This is a genomic window from Pelagibius litoralis, assembly GCF_011683915.1.
Classification (GTDB): domain Bacteria; phylum Pseudomonadota; class Alphaproteobacteria; order Kiloniellales; family Kiloniellaceae; genus Pelagibius; species Pelagibius litoralis.
Window position 1 is genome coordinate 14,222 of the sequence record NZ_JAAQPH010000016.1, and the last position, 16,801, is coordinate 31,022.

Consider the following 16,801-nt stretch of genomic DNA (forward strand, 5'->3'; position numbering starts at 1 on the left):
CAGAGTGCGCCTGCCGCTATGAACCGCGCCGGGAGACGAGGCCATGGCAAGTGACCGTACCGACGACTACGTGCTGGGACGTTTAGTTCTGGATTACATCAGGGCCTTCATGTGGCCGCTGGTCGCCATGGTTGTGGTGCTGGTCTATCAGAGCGACGTCCGCACCCTCATCTTCGAGCGTGAGATCGACGTTTTCGGCGTCAGGATCGGCGCCAAGGTCGAACAGATCGAATCCCAGACCCTGGCGGAAATCGCCGATGTCCGGGTGCTGCTGGAGGCCCAGCAGGCCGGCGTCGACGGCGACGAGGCCAGCCCGCAGATCGCCGAGGACATCGACGCCAAGCTGAGCAGCCTGGAGCGCAACCTGACCCGTGAAATCGCCGAGGTCCAAAGCGCCCAGCAGGCGCGGCGCACGGCACCTCCCCAGAATGTCAACCCGGCCACAGCCCCACCGCCGGCCGCCGACAACCGCAGCACCCGCGCCGCGGCCGCTGAGCGGCGCGGTTTCGAAGCCCTGATCGACCACGATCTCACGGCTGCCTTAAAGGCCTTCGACGAAGCGCGCAGCATCTGGCCGGATTATCACAATGTTGCGGAGATCGGACAGGCGCTGCGCAAATTCCAGAGCCGTCTCAGCGATCCCGAAAGCCCGATGTGGCCGCAGCTCTACCGCGAGATCCTCACCCGCTATTCCTGGGGCCTGCCGGAGGACCTGCGGGCGGCCATTCGAAAGGGTGCCAAGAAGGCCTATTGACAAAAAGGCTGGCTAAACCGGGCCCGGCCTGAAATGGGCCCGGTTTAGCCGCCTGAAGCGATCCTGAACCGGCACCGTAGCGGGCCCTGCCGCCACCCAGGCCCCGCTCGCCATGTGACGAAGACGCGCCAGCACTCTATGATCCTCTCCGAACTGCCCACGATGTCACCGGGTCATGATGACATCCAACAGATCGCGTGGAGAACTCCTTGGCCATTCTTCCCCAAGCAGCCATTTTTCTGGGCGCCGCCGTGGTGGCGGTGCCGTTGTCGAAACGCCTCGGCTTCGGGGCGATCCTCGGCTACCTCGCCGCCGGCCTGGCCATCGGGCCCGGCGGCTTCGGCTTGATCTCCGAGGTCGATGCGATCCTGCATTTCGCCGAGTTCGGCGTCGTGCTGCTGCTCTTCGTCATCGGGCTGGAGCTGCAGCCGAGCCGGCTCTGGGCGATGCGTAAATCGGTCTTCGGCCTGGGCCTTGCACAAGTGCTTGTCACGGCGGTCCCTCTCGCCCTGGCCGCCCTGCTCTATGGCCTGACGGTCGAAACAGCCGTGATCGTCGGCCTCAGCCTCGCGCTCTCTTCGACCGCCTTTGCGCTGCAAAGCCTTGCCGAGAAAAATGAACTGACGACACGCCACGGCAGATCGGCGTTCTCGATCCTGCTGTTCCAGGACCTGGCGGTCATCCCGCTGCTGGCCCTGATCCCCCTGCTCGCGCCCGGCAGCGGCGACAGCGGCGCCTCCGGCGGTTGGATCGAGGCGGCAAAGGTGTTGGCGGTGCTGGCGGCGGTGATTGTCGGCGGGCGCTATCTGCTGCGCTATGTCCTGCGGATCGTTGCCATCACCAAGGTGCGGGAGATCTTCACCGCCATGGCCCTGCTGACGGTGACCGGTACGGCGTTGATCATGGAATCAATCGGCCTCTCCATGGCGTTGGGCGCCTTTCTGGCCGGCGTGCTGCTGGCCGACTCCGAATACCGTCATGCGCTGGAAGCGGACATCGAACCCTTCAAAGGCCTGCTTCTCGGCCTGTTCTTCATCGCCGTCGGCATGTCGCTGAACATCTCTCTGATCTTCGAGAGCCCGCTGGAGATTCTCGGCTGGGTGGCCTTCCTGATGGCGACCAAAGGCTTGGTGCTGGTTGCCATCGCCCGCACCGCGGGGCTGACCTGGGCCTCATCGCGCAATCTGGCGGCAGCCATCTCACAGGGCGGCGAGTTCGCTTTCGTGATCTTCGGGATCGCCGTCGCATCGCAGCTGATGGACGGCGGCCTGGCGGAACTTCTGATCGTCGTGGTGACCCTCTCCATGGCAGCGACGCCCCTGGTCGCGGCCGCCAATACCTGGCTGCTCGCACGACGCAGCGGCCCCGCCGAGGAACCGGCAAAGCCTATCGTGCCGGAAGAAAACCAGGTCATCATCGCCGGCTTCGGACGCTTCGGGCAGATCGTCGCGCGCATCCTGAGGGCGCGGAAGATCGGCTTCACCGCGCTGGACGTCAGCGCCGAGCAGGTCGACTTCGTGAAGCGCTTCGGCAACAAGATCTATTATGGCGACGCCTCACGCCTGGATCTGCTGCGCGCCGCCCAGGCAGACAAGGCGGTGATCTTCGTTCTCGCCATCGACGATGTGGAAGCGTCGTTGCAAACGGCGGCCACGGTGAGCGAGAACTTTCCCAACCTGACCATCTATGCCCGGGCGAGAAACCGCAAACACGCCCATCGGCTTATGGATCTGGGGGTGACGATCATCCGCCGCGAGACGTTGAATGCCAGCCTTGATCTTTCACGCGCCGTCCTGACCGGGCTCGGCCTGCCCGCGTCGGAGGCAGAGCGGACGGTGAAGACTTTCCAAGACCATGACGAGCAGCGTCTTATGGCGCAGCACGCCGAGCACAACGACGAGGAAAAGATGATCTACATGGCCAAAGAAGCCGCCGAGGAGTTGGAAGAGCTGTTCGAACAGGATGCAAAAGCGGAGGCAGCCGAGTGACGGGCAGGCAAGGCGACAGAGTTTCGGGAAACCGACCATGAGCCCGGACAGCGGCGATAGGGTGACAAGCGGCCTGATCCCGGTCGAAACAGTCCGGGCGCTGAGCGGCCTGGCCCTTCTTCAGGGCATGGTCGAGGGGCGCTTCCCCCCGCCGCCGATGGCCGAACTGCTGGGCTTCATGCTTGACTCCGTGGCGGCGGGAGAAGCCATCTTTCGCGGCGTGCCGGACCGCCGGCATTACAACCCCCTCGGCACCGTTCATGGCGGCTATGCCGCCACGCTGCTGGATTCAGCCATGGGCTGTGCCGTGCACAGCACTCTGCAGATAGGCGAAGGCTACACGACCATGGAGTTCAAGGTGCACCTGGTGCGCGCCATGACCGAGGGGGTCGGCGATGTTCTTGCCAAGGGAGCGGTTATTCATCGGGGACGGCGCTCGGCAACCGCCGAGGCAAAGCTGGTGGACGCGGACGGCAAGCTCTACGCCCACGGCACGACCACCTGTATGATCCTGGCCCTATAAAGGTAGTCTGGAGAAAACAGCGAAAGGGTCAGACCGAACGGATGCCCAGCCGCCGGGTCGCTGGCGCGTTGTTGTTGTCTGCCATCAGCTTGTCTTCGCCAATCCGGCCATAGCCGGATCTTTTGCCGGCCTCCACGACACGGCGCTCGCGCAGCACTTCGTCGAGGCTGCGCAACGGCTTTGTGAGATAGGGGCTGAGCTGTTGCTTTGTGTTCATATCCCTACCTACGGCGGATTGAACGAAATCGCTTCACGCGACTCAGCCCTCGCGCCAGGCGGCGGTGGACTTGCAGCGCTTGCAGATACGCTCGCCAGGCCAAGTGCTTTCGAAGTGATCGCGGCACTTCAGGCAGCTTCGGATGACCGCATCCTGCGGGTGGGTAACTTCTGGCTTTTTCAAAGATGTCTGGCTCATAAGGGGTATTTGGGGATGGTTTCAACCATTTCAAGGAGTTATGATGAAAATCCCAGTTAAAAAGCCCCATACCAGCTAGATAGTCGAGCAGTTTTAGGATATTGTTCCTTATATCCCGGCTACAATCCTCATCGAAAGCGATGGGGCAGCGGCCCCACCCTTACTAGGCCGTTTTGAGTTACTAGGCCGCTTGAGGGACCGCGCGCCTGGAGAACCCGCCCTGGAGGCCGAAATAGGGCCTGAGGACATTGCCCAGATAGCTGCCGCCCAAGGCCGCGGCGAACCAGAGCCAGCCGTGCAGGCTGCCGGAGGCGACGCCGCTGAAGTAGGCCCCGACATTGCAGCCGTAGGCCAGCCGCGCACCGTAGCCCATCAACAGACCGCCGATCGCGGCGGCCAGGACTTTGCGCCAAGGCAGGCGCCAGGCGGGGTTGAACCGGCCGGCAAGGCCCGCGGCCAGAAGCGCCCCGATGATGACCCCGAAGTTCATGACCGAGGTGCTGTTTTCGAACACCGAACCCGCCAGGGCCCGGCTGGGAAAGGGCCAGGTCCAGAAGGCCCAGGCCGAGAGATCGATCCCAGCGGCGCTCGCCAGCTTGCCGCCCCACAGCGTGTAGCCGAAGCTGATGGTCCAGGGATGACCGGCATAAACAAGGGTCACCGCATTGAGGACCGCCAAGGCGACGGCCCCCCAGAGCAGCGGCCAAGGCCCGGACACGAAACGGCGCCAGCCTGGGCTTTCCCCACGGCGTTCTGTCGCCTCTCCGGTCTCCGCCGGGCGCAGACGACGTTCGACCCAGAGAGTGAAAGCGGCAATGGCCGCCAGCAGCGCCAGTTGTGCCGCCAGGGCCTGAAACAGGCCCCATTCGCGCAGAATGGATATGCTGCCCCAGCTCGCGGTTTCGATCCACCAGGGCATATGTGCCGTCCCGATGACGGAACCGATCATGAAAAAGATGAGGGTGAAGACCATGTGGGTCGACCCGCCGCCCACCGTATAGAGGGTACCCGACGCACAGCCGCCGGCCAGCTGCATACCGACCCCGAAGATGGCGGCGCCGACGGCAACGGAAACGCCAAGGGGCGCGACCGCACCGCCGCCGACCGGCTGACCGAAAAAGGAGCCCTGATCGATCAGCGGGAAGAACAGCAGGCTGGCCAGCCCCAGCATGACCATCTGCGCGCGCAGACCCTCGCCGCGTCCCTCGGCGATGAAGACCCGCCAGGCGGAGGCGAACCCGAAGGCGGCGTGATAGAGGACGAGGCCCAAAGCGGCCCCCAGGAGGTAGAGCCAGGCCATCCGGCCGCTGGCGCCGTCGGCGATATAGAGGGCCCCTGCCGCCAGCAGCAGCAGCGCCGGTGCGGTGACGCGCCAGTCCGACCGGCGATCTATGCGGGCAGAGTTTGCCATGGCATCCAGATTACTTCTCCATAGCGGCCAGTACCGCCTTCAGATGATACGTTGCCTTAACGCCCGCGCCGCAGCCTGTCGAGACGGCCGCACGGCATTGTGAGCAGAGATGACTGTTGAACCGAAGCGAAGGAAACCGGCGAACGCCGTGCCGACTCACTGGGTCTTGGCAACCTCCACTTCGATGGGCAGATCGGTCTGGGCAGTCCAGTCGACCATCGATCCGTCGTAGAGGCGGACGTTCTTGCGCCCCAGGATCTCGCTCTGGGCGAACCAGCCGAGTGACGCCCAATGGCCGGTATTGCAGAAGGTGATGGCCTCCTCGTCGCCGGCACCGACCCCGGCAGCCTCCAGCAGCGCCGCCACCCGCGTGCTGCTGACGAAGCGCCCCTTGGCATCGGTCAACTGGCTTTCCGGCACCGAAACCGCGCCGGGAATGGTGCCCGGACGCTGCGCTGCCGGATGGCTGCTCTGACCGAGATACTGGGCCGTCGGCCGGTTGTCGATCAGAGTGCCGCCGGACTGCATCGCCGCCGCGACATCATCACGGTCGGCGACCATCTCAGGCCGGAACTGAGCCGCGAAGATCACCGCCTCCGGCAGGGACCGGCCGGTCGCGACCGGATTGGCCTGATCGGCGGTATAAGCCCGGTAACCGCCATCGAGGATCGAGACCGCATCGTGGCCGAGCACCTTGAAGGTCCAATAGACCCGGGTCGCGCTGCCCATCTCCAGCGCGCTGGCGCCGGCGGCCACAATAACCACGTGGTGATCGTTGCCGATGCCCAGACCGCCGATCAAGGCTTCCAGGCTGGCAACGGAGGGAAGCTGCCCGGGCACGCCCTCGCGCTTGGTCCGCCAACCATCCTGCAGGTAGTCGCTGTAGACCGATCCGGGGATGTGGCCCTGGGCGAAAACCGCCGCCGACCCGCCGCCGATCTTGTTACGGATGTCGAGCAGCCGAACCGCGTCGTTTGCCGCATTGGCCTTCACCCAGGCGACGTCGACAAGCGGGCCAGGCGCCTCAACAGCCTCAGCGCCAGCGGCCCCTGCCCCGGCTTGCGGTTGCAGAACAAATCCGACAAGCAGCAGTACGGCCAGAGCCGCAACGCGGCCCGCCGGAAAGCCGGTCGCCTCTTGAGACGTTGATTGCAGCATGATCCACCTTTTTTCACTGTCACAGGAATGAATTTCATCGTGTCATGATGTAGATTAAGAATAAATAACAAAAATTTATCGTTATTTATGCCGCTATTTTGCCCCTTGCGGTTTCGCGCAGCAGTCGATTGAACAGAGAAATTAGGCATCACGAGCCACCATCAATTTGGTATCAAATGGGGGTTATGTTTTCTGCCGCCCTGGCACCCGGCTTGGCGTTGGCTGATGTCGGTGTAACTTCGGTTGGGCAGAACCCAATCCAGGCACCGCTCGGTTGCGCGCCTCCGGCTGCCGCCGGACGCGCATCGGAACCGGTGCTGCAAGGATTCGAAAAGATTAAGGCCGCAGCACTGCGGCCCGGCTGGGAGAGCCGTTTATCTGAAGGGATATCTCAATGATCAGCAGTCATTACCCCAGGCGAGGCCTGAAAAGCATCGCCGTGCTTGCCTCGCTCAGCCTCACGATCGCTGCCTGTACCGAGGTCAAGGACACTCTGGACGGCGCCAACGAAGGGATGTCAGGCGCCCTCGGCGATGACGGAACGCCGGCGGCCAGCGGTGAGCAGAATGCCCTTGTCGACAGCGCCGTCCTGGACGCCCTTTACGACGAAGGCCTGAACCTGCGCCAGACCGGTTCGGAGGAGGAAGCCTTTTTGCGGTTCCAGGAAGCCGCAGAGCGCGGCCATGGACCGGCCGCCTTCGAACTGGGCGAGGCCTACAACGAGGGCCGTGGCGTCGAACAGGATCTGAATGCCGGCGCCAAATGGATCAATGCCGCTGCCGGGCGCGGCGAGCCGCGCGCGCAATACCTCGTGGGCGCCGCCTACTATGCCGGTGACGATGTGGAGCAGGACTTTGTCCGCGCCGTAAGCTACCTGGACGATGCGGCAGGCCAGGGTCATGCGCCGGCCCAGTTTCTGCTGGCGGAGTGCTACGCCAATGGACGCGGCGTAACCAAGAACCTGTCCTGGGCGGCCCGTTGGTACGGCAAAGCCGCCGAACAGGGCCATGCCGACGGCGCCTTTTCCTACGGCGTCGTTCAGGCCGCCGGCCTTGGTCTGCCGACCAATCTTCCTCGGGGCTACGCCTGGCTCTCGGTCGCCGACGGACTGGGTCATGCGACCGCCAAGGACATCCGCGCCGCCATCGCCAATAACATGTCGCCGGCCGAGTTGGAACGCGGCAAGGCCCGGGCCGCCGCCTTCAAGCCGCAGAGTGAGACGACCTTCGCCGACAAGCCGACCATCATGTTCGTCCAGCACAGCCTGAACCAGTTGGGCTTCAATGCCGGAACCGTCGACGGCCTGTCGGGACCGCGCACCCGCGGCGCCATCGGCGCCTACCTGAAGAGCGTCGGTGACGAGAGCGAGGCAGCCATCACGCCGGAGCTTCTGCAGCGCCTCCTCGAAGGCCAGCAGAACACAGCCTGATGCCCGGAACCTGAAACTCCTTTCACAGAGTTTCAGATTCGAAGAGCTACGCCGCACTTGTAAGATGGCAACCGATCTGGCCGGGCCCTTCGGGGTCTGGCCGGATTCGGAATCAGCTTGGCTTTACTGTCCGGTTTGCCTATCTGAAAATAGGCTGTACAATTGCACACAGACTAATTGGTAAACACCAAATAACCGGCAAAAGCAGCTCGAGGCGATCATCCGTGGACAAAACCTTGAGTGAACAGGCGGCTTTGCCGGTCTACAGGCTCATGTATCTGAGCGCCGCCAAGCATGAGATGGGCGCTGAAGAACTGGAGACCATTCTCTCCACTGCCCGCAACGCGAATGCCGCCAAAGGCATCACCGGCATGCTGCTCTATGTCGAACGCCAGTTCCTGCAGTACCTGGAAGGGGAGCAGGAAGCGGTCGAGACGCTTTACCGAAACATCGAAAAGGACCCCAGGCATTCCGGCGTCATCCGGCTGTTCGCCGGCCCTTGTGCGCGGCGGGTCTTCGCCGATTGGTCGATGGGCTACCACCACTGCAATGCAAAAGAGCAGGAAGCCGCCATCGGGATCATCGATCTTTGCAGGCGTTCGGTGCGTGACGTCCTTCCCGCGGAAACGCCTGAGGAAATCGTCGCCTTCATGGAGAGCTTCTACCGCAACAGCCACAGCCGGCGCCGCTTCAGCTGACCCAAAGCGGCTGCTTGCATCCCCCCTGTTGACGTAGAAGCTGGTGTCAGAACAACTTCAGTTGAGAGGGCGCCTCGGGCAGCCGCTCTTCCTCCAGCAGCCCGGCATCGTCGTGCTTTACCGCATTGACCCGCTTTGAAACCGGGGTCAGCGACAGATCGGTACCGGGCAAGGGGCGCAGCAGGTGTTGCAGCTTGTCGGGGCGGCTTGCGGGGTCGAGCCAGGTCCCGACATCATCGGGCGACAGAATAACCGGCATGCGGTGATGGATCGCCGCCATCTCGCCCTCGGCGTCGGTAGTGATCAGCGCGCAGCTGTCCTGCCCGGCCTCCGTGGCGCCGCTCCGCGCAGCGGCAGGTTCCCATAGTGCCGCGAAGGCAAAGGGGCCGTTGTCCGCCAGCCGGATGCAATAGGGCTGGCGATTGCCGTCCTGCCGCCATTCGTAAAACCCGTCTGCCAGAACAACGCAGCGCCGCGACCGGTATGCATTCCGGAAGGTCGGCTTCTCGGCAACGGTTTCCGCCCGGGCATGGATCTGCGGCGCCATGGGCCGCCCCCGGCCTTCCTTTGAATGCCGGCTTTCCATCGACCACGAAGGCACGAGGCCCCACTGCAGCCAGGCGAAATGGCGCTGCAGGCCGGCATCCAGGCGCATGGCGGCCACCGCCTGACCGGGCGCGACATTGAAACGCACGGTCAGATTCGGCAATTCCGCGAAACCGAAAAGCTGCCGAAGGGCGTCCACCGGCGTGGTCAGGAGGAAGCGGCCGCACATCCCGTCTAGATCTTTCCTGTGAGTAATCGAGGCAATGGCCTTGCAGGAATACCCCTAAGCGCTACTATGATTAATGTTCTTATTTTGTTCACGATGACAGAATCAAGACATCTGGATAGATTTGGGCCACATTTGGTGCATGGGGGTAGGAATCAACCCCAGATATTGTACACAGGTTCCACATTTAAGTCTTCCACATGCTGTGGACTGAGGGGAATAAACATGGATGGATCGGGGATTTTCGGGCGCAACCGGACGGTCGAAGCAGAGCCGGATTTTGTGGATAACGAAGCGCAAACTGAAAAGCAAGCCGATCAATCCGCGGCGCCGACGCGACAGGATGGACCAGCCGGCGAGACCGCCGCAAACGGGGCACCCGAGTCGTTCCCGTCCGATTCGCCGGATCAGGAAGATCTGCTGGGCAACGGTCAGATTCGCGACGAGTTCCAGAACGAGCGCGGCATCAAGGTGCACATGGACCGCTCCCGCGATGATCTGCTGACGATCTTCGGCAAGGCGACCCTGACCGACCGCTACCTGATGCCGGGCGAGAGCTTCCAAGACCTCTTCGCCCGGGTCTCAGCGCATTATGCCGACGACTCTGCCCATGCCCAGCGTCTCTACGACTATATCTCGCGCCTCTGGCTGATGCCCTCCACGCCGGTGCTGTCCAACGGCGGCACGTCGCGCGGCCTGCCGATTTCCTGTTTCCTCAACGAGGCCGGCGACAGCCTGGATGGCATCCTTGGCCTGTGGAACGAAAACGTCTGGCTGGCGGCGCGCGGCGGCGGCATCGGCAGCTACTGGGGCAACCTGCGTTCCATCGGCGAAAAGGTCGGCCAAAACGGCAAGACTTCCGGCATCATCCCCTTCATCCGGGTGATGGATTCGCTCACCCTGGCGATCAGCCAGGGCTCCCTGCGGCGCGGCTCCGCCGCCTGTTACCTTCCCGTCTCCCACCCGGAGATCGAGGAATTCATCGAGATGCGCCGGCCGACCGGTGGCGATCCGAACCGCAAGGCGCTGAACCTGCACCACGGCGTGGTGATCAGCGACGCCTTCATGCGTGCCGTCGAAAAGGATGAAGACTGGGGGCTTTTGAGCCCCAAGGACAGCGCCGTGATCCGCAAGGTGAAGGCCCGCGATCTTTGGATCCGCATCCTCACCGCCCGCATCGAGACCGGCGAGCCCTACATCATCTACGGCGACCATGTGAACCGGAACATTCCCGAGCATCACAAGCTGGCCGGCCTGACGGTGAAGATGTCGAACCTCTGCAGCGAGATCACCCTGCCGACCGGCATCGACCAGCACGGCGTCGACCGCACCGCGGTCTGCTGCCTGGCCTCGCTCAATCTGGAAAAATATTTTGAGTGGCAGGACAACGAGGTTCTGGTCGAAGACGTCATGCGGTTCCTCGACAATGTGCTGCAGGACTTCATCGACAATGCACCGGACTCCATGGCCCGGGCGAAATACTCGGCGGCCCGCGAGCGTTCCGTCGGCCTCGGCGTCATGGGCTTTCACTCTTTCCTTCAGGCCAACAGCATCCCCATGGAGGGGGTCATGGCCAAGGTCTGGAACAAGCGCATCTTCGCCAGCGTCCGCAAGGACGCCGACGCCGCCTCACGCAAGCTGGCGGAAGAGCGCGGCGCCTGTCCGGATGCCGAGGAGTTCGGCATGATGGAGCGCTTCTCCAACAAGCTGGCCGTCGCGCCGACCGCCTCGATCTCCATCATCTGCGGCGGCGCTTCCCCGGGCATCGAGCCGATCGCCGCCAACAGCTATACCCACAAGACGCTGTCCGGTTCCTTCAACGTGCGCAACAAGCACCTCGCGGCGCTGCTTGAGGAAAAGGGCGAGAATACCGAGGAAGTCTGGACCTCGATCACCCTCAACGAGGGTTCCGTCCAACACCTCGATTTCCTCAGCGATGATGAGAAGGATATCTTCAAGACCGCCTTCGAACTGGATCAGCGCTGGTTGATGGAGCATGCCGGCGACCGCTCGGAGTTCATCTGCCAGGGTCAGTCGCTCAACATCTTCGTGCCGGCTGATGTGCATAAGCGCGACCTTCACCAGATCCACTATCAGGCCTGGAAAAAGGGCGTGAAGAGCCTCTACTACTGCCGCTCGAAATCGATCCAGCGTGCCGAGTCTTCGGACTTTGCCGGCGCCGCGGCCACGGTGCCGCACCTGGGCAAGATTTCCTCGAAGGAAACGCCGGTGGCCAACGCCACGGACTATGAGGAGTGTCTCGCCTGTCAGTAAGAACGACTTGAACACTGCTATCGCGGCCCTCAAAGGCCGCAAGCGTTAGCCTTCGAAGAACCAGAGTTTATTGGGGATGCTTCGGGGGTTCAGAGGCCGGCGGTTCGGGGGGACCGCCGGCCTCACCTGCCAAAGGCCCAAGGCTAACGTTACGTTAGCGGAATAAGCGGCCATAGACATTGAACGGCAGCCCGTCATCGAAGACCGGGCGCCACCTTTGGAGAAGAGACGCCATGTCCCTGCTTGACGCCAGCCCGGTTTACAAACCCTTCCGCTACCCCTGGGCCTACGACGCCTGGCTGATGCAGCAGCGCATTCACTGGCTGCCGGAAGAGGTACCGCTGGCCGATGACGTGAAGGACTGGAACCGCAACCTGACCGCTGCGGAGAAGAACCTGCTCAGCCAGATCTTCCGCTTCTTCACCCAGTCCGACGTGGAAGTGAACAACTGCTACATGAAGCACTACAGCCGGGTGTTTCAGCCGACCGAGGTGCAGATGATGCTGGCCGCCTTCTCCAACATGGAGACGGTGCACATCGCCGCCTACTCCCACCTGCTCGACACCATCGGCATGCCGGAGTCCGAGTACTCGGCCTTCCTTCATTACAAGGCGATGAAGGACAAGTATGACTACATGCACGAGTTCGGCTGCGACACCAAGGAGGAGATCGCCAAGACCCTGGCCGTCTTCGGCGCCTTCACCGAGGGCCTGCAGCTCTTCGCCAGCTTCGCAATCCTGCTGAACTTCCCGCGCTTCAACAAGATGAAGGGCATGGGCCAGATCGTCACCTGGTCGGTGCGCGACGAGACGCTGCACACCCAGTCGGCGATCCGCCTGTTCAAGACCTTCATCGAGGAGAACCCGGAGGTCTGGACGGAGAAATTCGAGCGCGACCTCTATAAGGCCTGCGAGACCATCGTCACCCACGAGGACGCCTTCATCGACCTGGCCTTCGAGCAGGGCGGCATCGAAGGATTGAATGCCGAGGAGGTGAAGGCCTACATCCGCTACATCGCCGACCGCCGCCTCACCCAGCTCGGCCTGCAGCCGATCTACCGCACCGACAAGAACCCCCTGCCCTGGCTGGACGCCATCCTGAACGGCGTCGAGCACGTGAACTTCTTCGAAAACCGCGCGACCGAATATTCCAAGGCCGCCACCCAGGGCAAGTGGGAAGAGGCTTTCGACTAGATCGGATCATGTTTTGTCGGAACCACTTTGTGGTTTGGACAAAACATGTGAATCCGATCGACATCAAATGGTTAGAGCAGATTCACCTTTCGAAACTGCTGTTTGCGGTAACCATCAACGGGTGTCGGCAAGCGGGCCGTCGTGCGGTACGTAGGCGCCGAAGGCTCGGCGGAAGAAGGCCACACACTGGGTGAGCTGCAGTTCCGCCTCAGATGTTTTTTCCACGTAGGGATTGAGTTCCAGGACCACCTCGACCCGCTCACTCTCGCCACGTCGCAAGGCTTCGATCTGCTGAAAAAGCGCTCGTTTTTCCGCGATCCTTTCGGCCGCATCTGGCTTCGTGGGGTTGGTCCAGAACATGCGCGCCTTGATTGCCGTACAACCGGACGCCGTCACATTTTTTGGCAAGGCTGAGGGCGTCAGATAGATCTCGAACATGCCGCCTTCGCCAAAGCGGTAGCCCAGGTCAGGATCAATGACCCGGCCGGTTTCGACCAACGTGTTCTTTGTCAGTTCCAGCGCCAGGTGATAGTAGGCCCGCTCGCCGAAGATATTGGTCTTCACCTCGCCGGCGAGAACCTTCGGCGTGGCAAAGAGCGACAGCAAGGCGGTAACGGCCAACACTGCCGAGCCGGCCGCGCGACATAGTCTCATCTCCACAATCCTCTTGCGACGCGTTCTCGGTTGTTCGCAATTTCAGGTCAACGCGGCGATCATCGACCGGCGCAGGCTATAGATGTTGGCAAGACCTGCAAAGGCGCCATCGCGCTCCAGGGGCACCAGCAAACGCTGCATCTCCTCGCCCTCGAAAGCATCGAGGCGGGCCCAGGCGGCGGCCAGCCTGACACTGACCAGCAGCTTCACCGGCATCGGCGCTGCCGCCGGATCGAGGCACAGGCCCGGCAGGCCCTGGTGGATGCCCTGGGGAACCTGACCCAGGGTTCCGCGCAGGGCGGTGTCGGCCCAGTTTCCGCCAAGGTCGGCGATGTGGTGATGGTTGACCTTGCCCGGCGCCAGGGTGCCGTAGACGGCCAGCTTTTCCGACGGTCTGAAAAGCGCCTCAAGGGTCTCTTCGGCGGCGGCCAGGCCCGCCGTTTCCCAGGTATCGGGCAGGCTGAGACGGCCGCGGTTCAGCCTGGCCAGAACAGCTTGCAGGCCGTCGCCGCTTTCGAGCTGTAACACCTTTGCGATTCCTATCCGTCCTTCTTCCCCAGGGTGACGCTGCCATCGTCATTCAACGTCCAGAAGGGGTTGAAGGCAACCTCCCAGGGGTGGCCGTCGGGATCGGCGAAGTAGCCGGAGTAGCCGCCCCAGAACACCTTTTCCGCCGGCTTCAGGATGGTGGCGCCCGCCGCCTCGGCCTCCGCCAGGGCGGCATCCACCGCCGCCTCGTCGCGTACGTTATAGGCCAGGGTGATTCCGCCCAGGGTCTTGCCCGGCTCCAAGGGCGCGAGCCGCAGCTTCGCATCCTTGGCCAGCGCCTCCAGGTTATAGAGACCGAGCAGCATGCCGCCGAGCTGATAAAAAGCGACCTGCCCCTCGACACCCTCGCCCAAGGTCCAACCCAGGCCCTGCTCGTAAAAGGCCTGCGCCCGCGCCAGATCCCGCACCCCCAGGGTCACCATCGTCAAACGCTGTTCCATCCCTCACCGATCCTTTTGTTGATTGAGGCGGGAGACTAGCCCAGGCATCAGCAGACAATCTCCTGCCAAATCAGACGCAGACCAACAATCCCGCCCTGCGCCGGTCTCATGGAACCGTCACGACTTTCTCCTTGGTGGGCGGCGGGTCTGTCGACTATCATCAGAGCTTATCCACACATTCTTTCTTCACGAGGAACTCTGCATCCATGGGGCGATTTGGCGTTGGCCAGGGCCTGCGCCGGGTGGAAGACGTGCGCTTCCTGACCGGGCAAGGCCGCTACAGTGACGATATCAAGTTGGACGGACAGGCTTACGGCGTGCTGCTGCGCAGTCCTTACGCGCATGCCGAGATCCGCGCCATCGACCTGGAGGAGGCCCGGGCTCTGCCGGGCGTCCTCGGCATCTTCACCGCCGAGGACCTGAGCGCCGACGGTGTCGGCGACATTCCCTGCCTGGCGCCCATGCCCGGGAAAGGCGGCGGCAAGACCGTGATGCCGCCGCATCCGGCGCTGGCCCGGGGGCGGGTCCGCCATGTCGGCGATCCGGTCGTCTTCGTGGTGGCCGAAACCCAGGCCCAGGCGCGCGACGCCGCCGATCTGGTGATGATCGACTACGACGACCTGCCGGCGGTCATCGATACGGGCAGCGCCAAGGAAGCCGGCCAACCGCAGATCTGGGCCGAGGCACCCGACAATACCTGTCTGGTCTGGGAGATGGGCAACGAAGCCGGTACCAAAGCCGCCTTCGACAAAGCCCATCACGTCACCAGCCTGGAGTTCGTCAACAACCGGGTGGTGGTCAATGCCATGGAGCCGCGCGGCACCATCGGCGACTACGACGCGGCGACCGAGACCTTTACCCTCTATACCGGCAACCAGGGCTCGCACCGCATGCTCGGGCCGCTCAGCCGCGTTTTCAACACGCCGCAGGAAAAGCTGCGCGTGATTTCGCCGGATGTCGGCGGCGGCTTCGGCATGAAAATCTTCGTCTATCCGGAGACGGTGCTGGTGCTCTTCGCCGCCCGGCGCCTGGGCCGGCCGGTGCGCTGGATTTCCGAGCGCAGCGAGGGTTTCCTCAGCGACACCCAGGGCCGCGACCACGTGACCCTGGCGGAACTCGCGCTGGACGAAAACGCCAAGGCGCTGGGCCTGCGGGTCACCACGACAGCCAACATGGGGGCCTATCTCTCGGCCTTCGCGCCCTACATTCCGACCGGCTGTTACGGGCCGATGCTGAGCGGGCTCTACAGCATCCCCGTCGGCTACACCGAGGTCATCTGTGTCTTCACCAACACGGTGCCGGTGGATGCCTACCGCGGCGCCGGGCGCCCGGAAGCCGCTTACATGATCGAACGGCTGATGGACGCGGCGGCCCGCGACCTCGGCCTCGCCCCAGAGGAACTGCGCCGCCGCAACTTCATCGCAGCCGATGCCCTGCCCTTCACCACCGCCTTCGGTGAGACCTACGACAGCGGCAACTTCGGGCTGATCATGGAAAAGGGATTGGAGGCGATCGATGCCGCCGGTTTCGCGGGCCGCCGGGCCGAAGCCGCGGCGAGAGGCAAGCTGCGCGGCCTTAGCTTTGCCAGCTACGGCGAGGTCTGCGGCTCCAACGGCGAGGAGACCGCGCAGCTGAAACTGCGCGAGGACGGCGGCGTCACCCTGTGGATCGGCACCCAGTCCAACGGCCAGGGCCACTATACCGCCTATACCCAGCTGCTGGCCGACAAGCTGGGCCTTGAGCCGGAGCAGATAGAGATTCACCAGGGCGATTCCTGGGACCTGCCCCAGGGCGGCGGTACCGGCGGATCGCGGTCGCTGCTGATGGGCGGCCGGGCCCTGGACGGCGCCGCCGACAAGGTGATCGAGCGCAGCCGCCGGGTCGCCGGCCATCTGCTGGAAGCTGCCGAGGCGGACATCGAATTCGCCGAGGGGATCTTTACTGTCGCCGGCACCGACCGCCGCGTCACCCTGGCCGAGGTCGCCAAGGCAGCCGGCGGCGGCAACCTGCCGGAGGAAATCCAGGAACCGCTGGAGGATCAGCACCACGTCGTTGCCGAGGCCCAGACCTATCCCAACGGCTGCCATCTCTGTGAGCTGGAGGTCGACCCGGAAACCGGCGTTACCAGCATTCTGCGCTATGTCGTGATCGACGACTTCGGCACCCTGGTCAATCCCATGATGGTGGCGGGCCAGGTGCACGGCGGCACCGCCCAGGGCATCGGCCAGGCGCTGCTGGAACACACGGTCTACGACGAGAACGGACAGCTCCTGAGCGGCTCCTTCATGGACTACTGCATGCCGCGGGCCGACGACATGCCGTCGATCGAGCTGACCATGATCGAGGACATGCCCTGCGCGACCAACCCGATGGGGGTGAAGGGCGCCGGGGAAGCCGGGGCCATCGGTGCCTGCCCGGCCGTCATAAATGCCCTGGTTGACGCACTTTCGCCCCTCGGCATCCGGCACATTGACATGCCGGCGACACCTGAGAAGGTGTGGCGGGCGATACAGGACGCACACGAACAAAGAGCGGCGGAGTAA

Annotated in this window: 16 protein-coding genes; 8 read left to right on the forward strand and 8 right to left on the reverse strand. The window is 63.4% G+C overall.

Annotated elements, in window-relative coordinates:
- Positions 1 to 43 precede the first annotated feature (43 nt).
- The 3 genes from HBA54_RS19315 to HBA54_RS19325 all read left to right on the forward strand — a co-directional run bounded on the left by HBA54_RS19315 (position 44) and on the right by HBA54_RS19325 (position 3,265).
- Positions 44 to 754, forward strand: a complete 711-nt coding sequence (locus tag HBA54_RS19315) for a hypothetical protein (RefSeq protein ID WP_167227691.1) — start codon at positions 44 to 46, stop codon at positions 752 to 754.
- 209 nt (positions 755 to 963) lie between these two features.
- The gene (locus HBA54_RS19320; protein WP_167227693.1) at positions 964 to 2,742 is read left to right on the forward strand and encodes a monovalent cation:proton antiporter-2 (CPA2) family protein; all 1,779 of its coding nucleotides are present in this window, start codon (positions 964 to 966) and stop codon (positions 2,740 to 2,742) included.
- Between the two features lie 37 nt (positions 2,743 to 2,779).
- The gene (locus HBA54_RS19325; RefSeq protein ID WP_167227696.1) at positions 2,780 to 3,265 is read left to right on the forward strand and encodes a PaaI family thioesterase; all 486 of its coding nucleotides are present in this window, start codon (positions 2,780 to 2,782) and stop codon (positions 3,263 to 3,265) included.
- A gap of 28 nt (positions 3,266 to 3,293) precedes the next feature.
- Here HBA54_RS19325 and HBA54_RS19330 read toward each other — a convergent pair whose 3' ends face one another.
- The 4 genes from HBA54_RS19330 to HBA54_RS19345 form a co-directional block, all read right to left on the reverse strand.
- On the reverse strand, positions 3,294 to 3,482 hold the full coding sequence (locus tag HBA54_RS19330) for a hypothetical protein (RefSeq protein ID WP_167227698.1): 189 nt from the start codon (positions 3,480 to 3,482) through the stop codon (positions 3,294 to 3,296).
- A 42-nt stretch (positions 3,483 to 3,524) separates the two neighbouring features.
- Positions 3,525 to 3,665 (reverse strand): hypothetical protein, encoded by a 141-nt coding sequence (locus tag HBA54_RS19335; RefSeq protein ID WP_167227701.1) that lies wholly within the window; start codon positions 3,663 to 3,665, stop codon positions 3,525 to 3,527.
- Between the two features lie 196 nt (positions 3,666 to 3,861).
- Entirely contained in the window at positions 3,862 to 5,091 is a 1,230-nt protein-coding gene (locus HBA54_RS19340; RefSeq protein ID WP_167227704.1) for a YeeE/YedE family protein, read from the reverse strand.
- Between the two features lie 156 nt (positions 5,092 to 5,247).
- On the reverse strand, positions 5,248 to 6,249 hold the full coding sequence (locus HBA54_RS19345; RefSeq protein WP_167227706.1) for a sulfurtransferase: 1,002 nt from the start codon (positions 6,247 to 6,249) through the stop codon (positions 5,248 to 5,250).
- Between the two features lie 394 nt (positions 6,250 to 6,643).
- Here HBA54_RS19345 and HBA54_RS19350 point away from each other — a divergent pair, with 394 nt between their 5' ends.
- Together HBA54_RS19350 and HBA54_RS19355 are read left to right on the forward strand one after the other, a co-directional pair.
- The gene (locus tag HBA54_RS19350) at positions 6,644 to 7,678 is read left to right on the forward strand and encodes a tetratricopeptide repeat protein (RefSeq protein WP_167227708.1); all 1,035 of its coding nucleotides are present in this window, start codon (positions 6,644 to 6,646) and stop codon (positions 7,676 to 7,678) included.
- A gap of 224 nt (positions 7,679 to 7,902) precedes the next feature.
- Positions 7,903 to 8,376 carry a BLUF domain-containing protein gene (locus tag HBA54_RS19355; protein ID WP_167227710.1) on the forward strand — a complete coding sequence of 158 codons (474 nt, stop codon included), beginning with the start codon at positions 7,903 to 7,905 and terminating at the stop codon, positions 8,374 to 8,376.
- A 46-nt stretch (positions 8,377 to 8,422) separates the two neighbouring features.
- Here HBA54_RS19355 and HBA54_RS19360 read toward each other — a convergent pair whose 3' ends face one another.
- Positions 8,423 to 9,151, reverse strand: coding sequence for an SOS response-associated peptidase (locus HBA54_RS19360; protein WP_167227711.1), 729 nt, complete (start codon positions 9,149 to 9,151; stop codon positions 8,423 to 8,425).
- Positions 9,152 to 9,625: 474 nt separating this feature from the next.
- Between HBA54_RS19360 and HBA54_RS19365 the strand changes: the two genes are divergently transcribed.
- Positions 9,626 to 11,422 carry a ribonucleoside-diphosphate reductase subunit alpha gene (locus HBA54_RS19365; RefSeq protein WP_437126231.1) on the forward strand — a complete coding sequence of 599 codons (1,797 nt, stop codon included), beginning with the start codon at positions 9,626 to 9,628 and terminating at the stop codon, positions 11,420 to 11,422.
- Between the two features lie 233 nt (positions 11,423 to 11,655).
- Entirely contained in the window at positions 11,656 to 12,615 is a 960-nt protein-coding gene (locus HBA54_RS19370; RefSeq protein ID WP_167227715.1) for a ribonucleotide-diphosphate reductase subunit beta, read from the forward strand.
- A gap of 114 nt (positions 12,616 to 12,729) precedes the next feature.
- Here the strand turns inward: HBA54_RS19370 and HBA54_RS19375 are convergent, their stop codons facing one another.
- From HBA54_RS19375 to HBA54_RS19385, 3 genes are read right to left on the reverse strand one after another with little or no spacing between them, the layout of a single operon-like run.
- Positions 12,730 to 13,269 (reverse strand): hypothetical protein, encoded by a 540-nt coding sequence (locus tag HBA54_RS19375; RefSeq protein WP_167227717.1) that lies wholly within the window; start codon positions 13,267 to 13,269, stop codon positions 12,730 to 12,732.
- A 42-nt stretch (positions 13,270 to 13,311) separates the two neighbouring features.
- A complete protein-coding gene (locus HBA54_RS19380) occupies positions 13,312 to 13,797 on the reverse strand; it encodes a gamma-glutamylcyclotransferase family protein (protein WP_167227719.1) in 486 nt (161 codons plus the stop codon).
- An 11-nt stretch (positions 13,798 to 13,808) separates the two neighbouring features.
- Positions 13,809 to 14,258: a VOC family protein gene (locus HBA54_RS19385; RefSeq protein ID WP_167227721.1), complete on the reverse strand. Its 450-nt coding sequence runs from the start codon at positions 14,256 to 14,258 to the stop codon at positions 13,809 to 13,811.
- A 206-nt stretch (positions 14,259 to 14,464) separates the two neighbouring features.
- Between HBA54_RS19385 and HBA54_RS19390 the strand changes: the two genes are divergently transcribed.
- The gene (locus HBA54_RS19390; protein ID WP_167227722.1) at positions 14,465 to 16,801 is read left to right on the forward strand and encodes a xanthine dehydrogenase family protein molybdopterin-binding subunit; all 2,337 of its coding nucleotides are present in this window, start codon (positions 14,465 to 14,467) and stop codon (positions 16,799 to 16,801) included.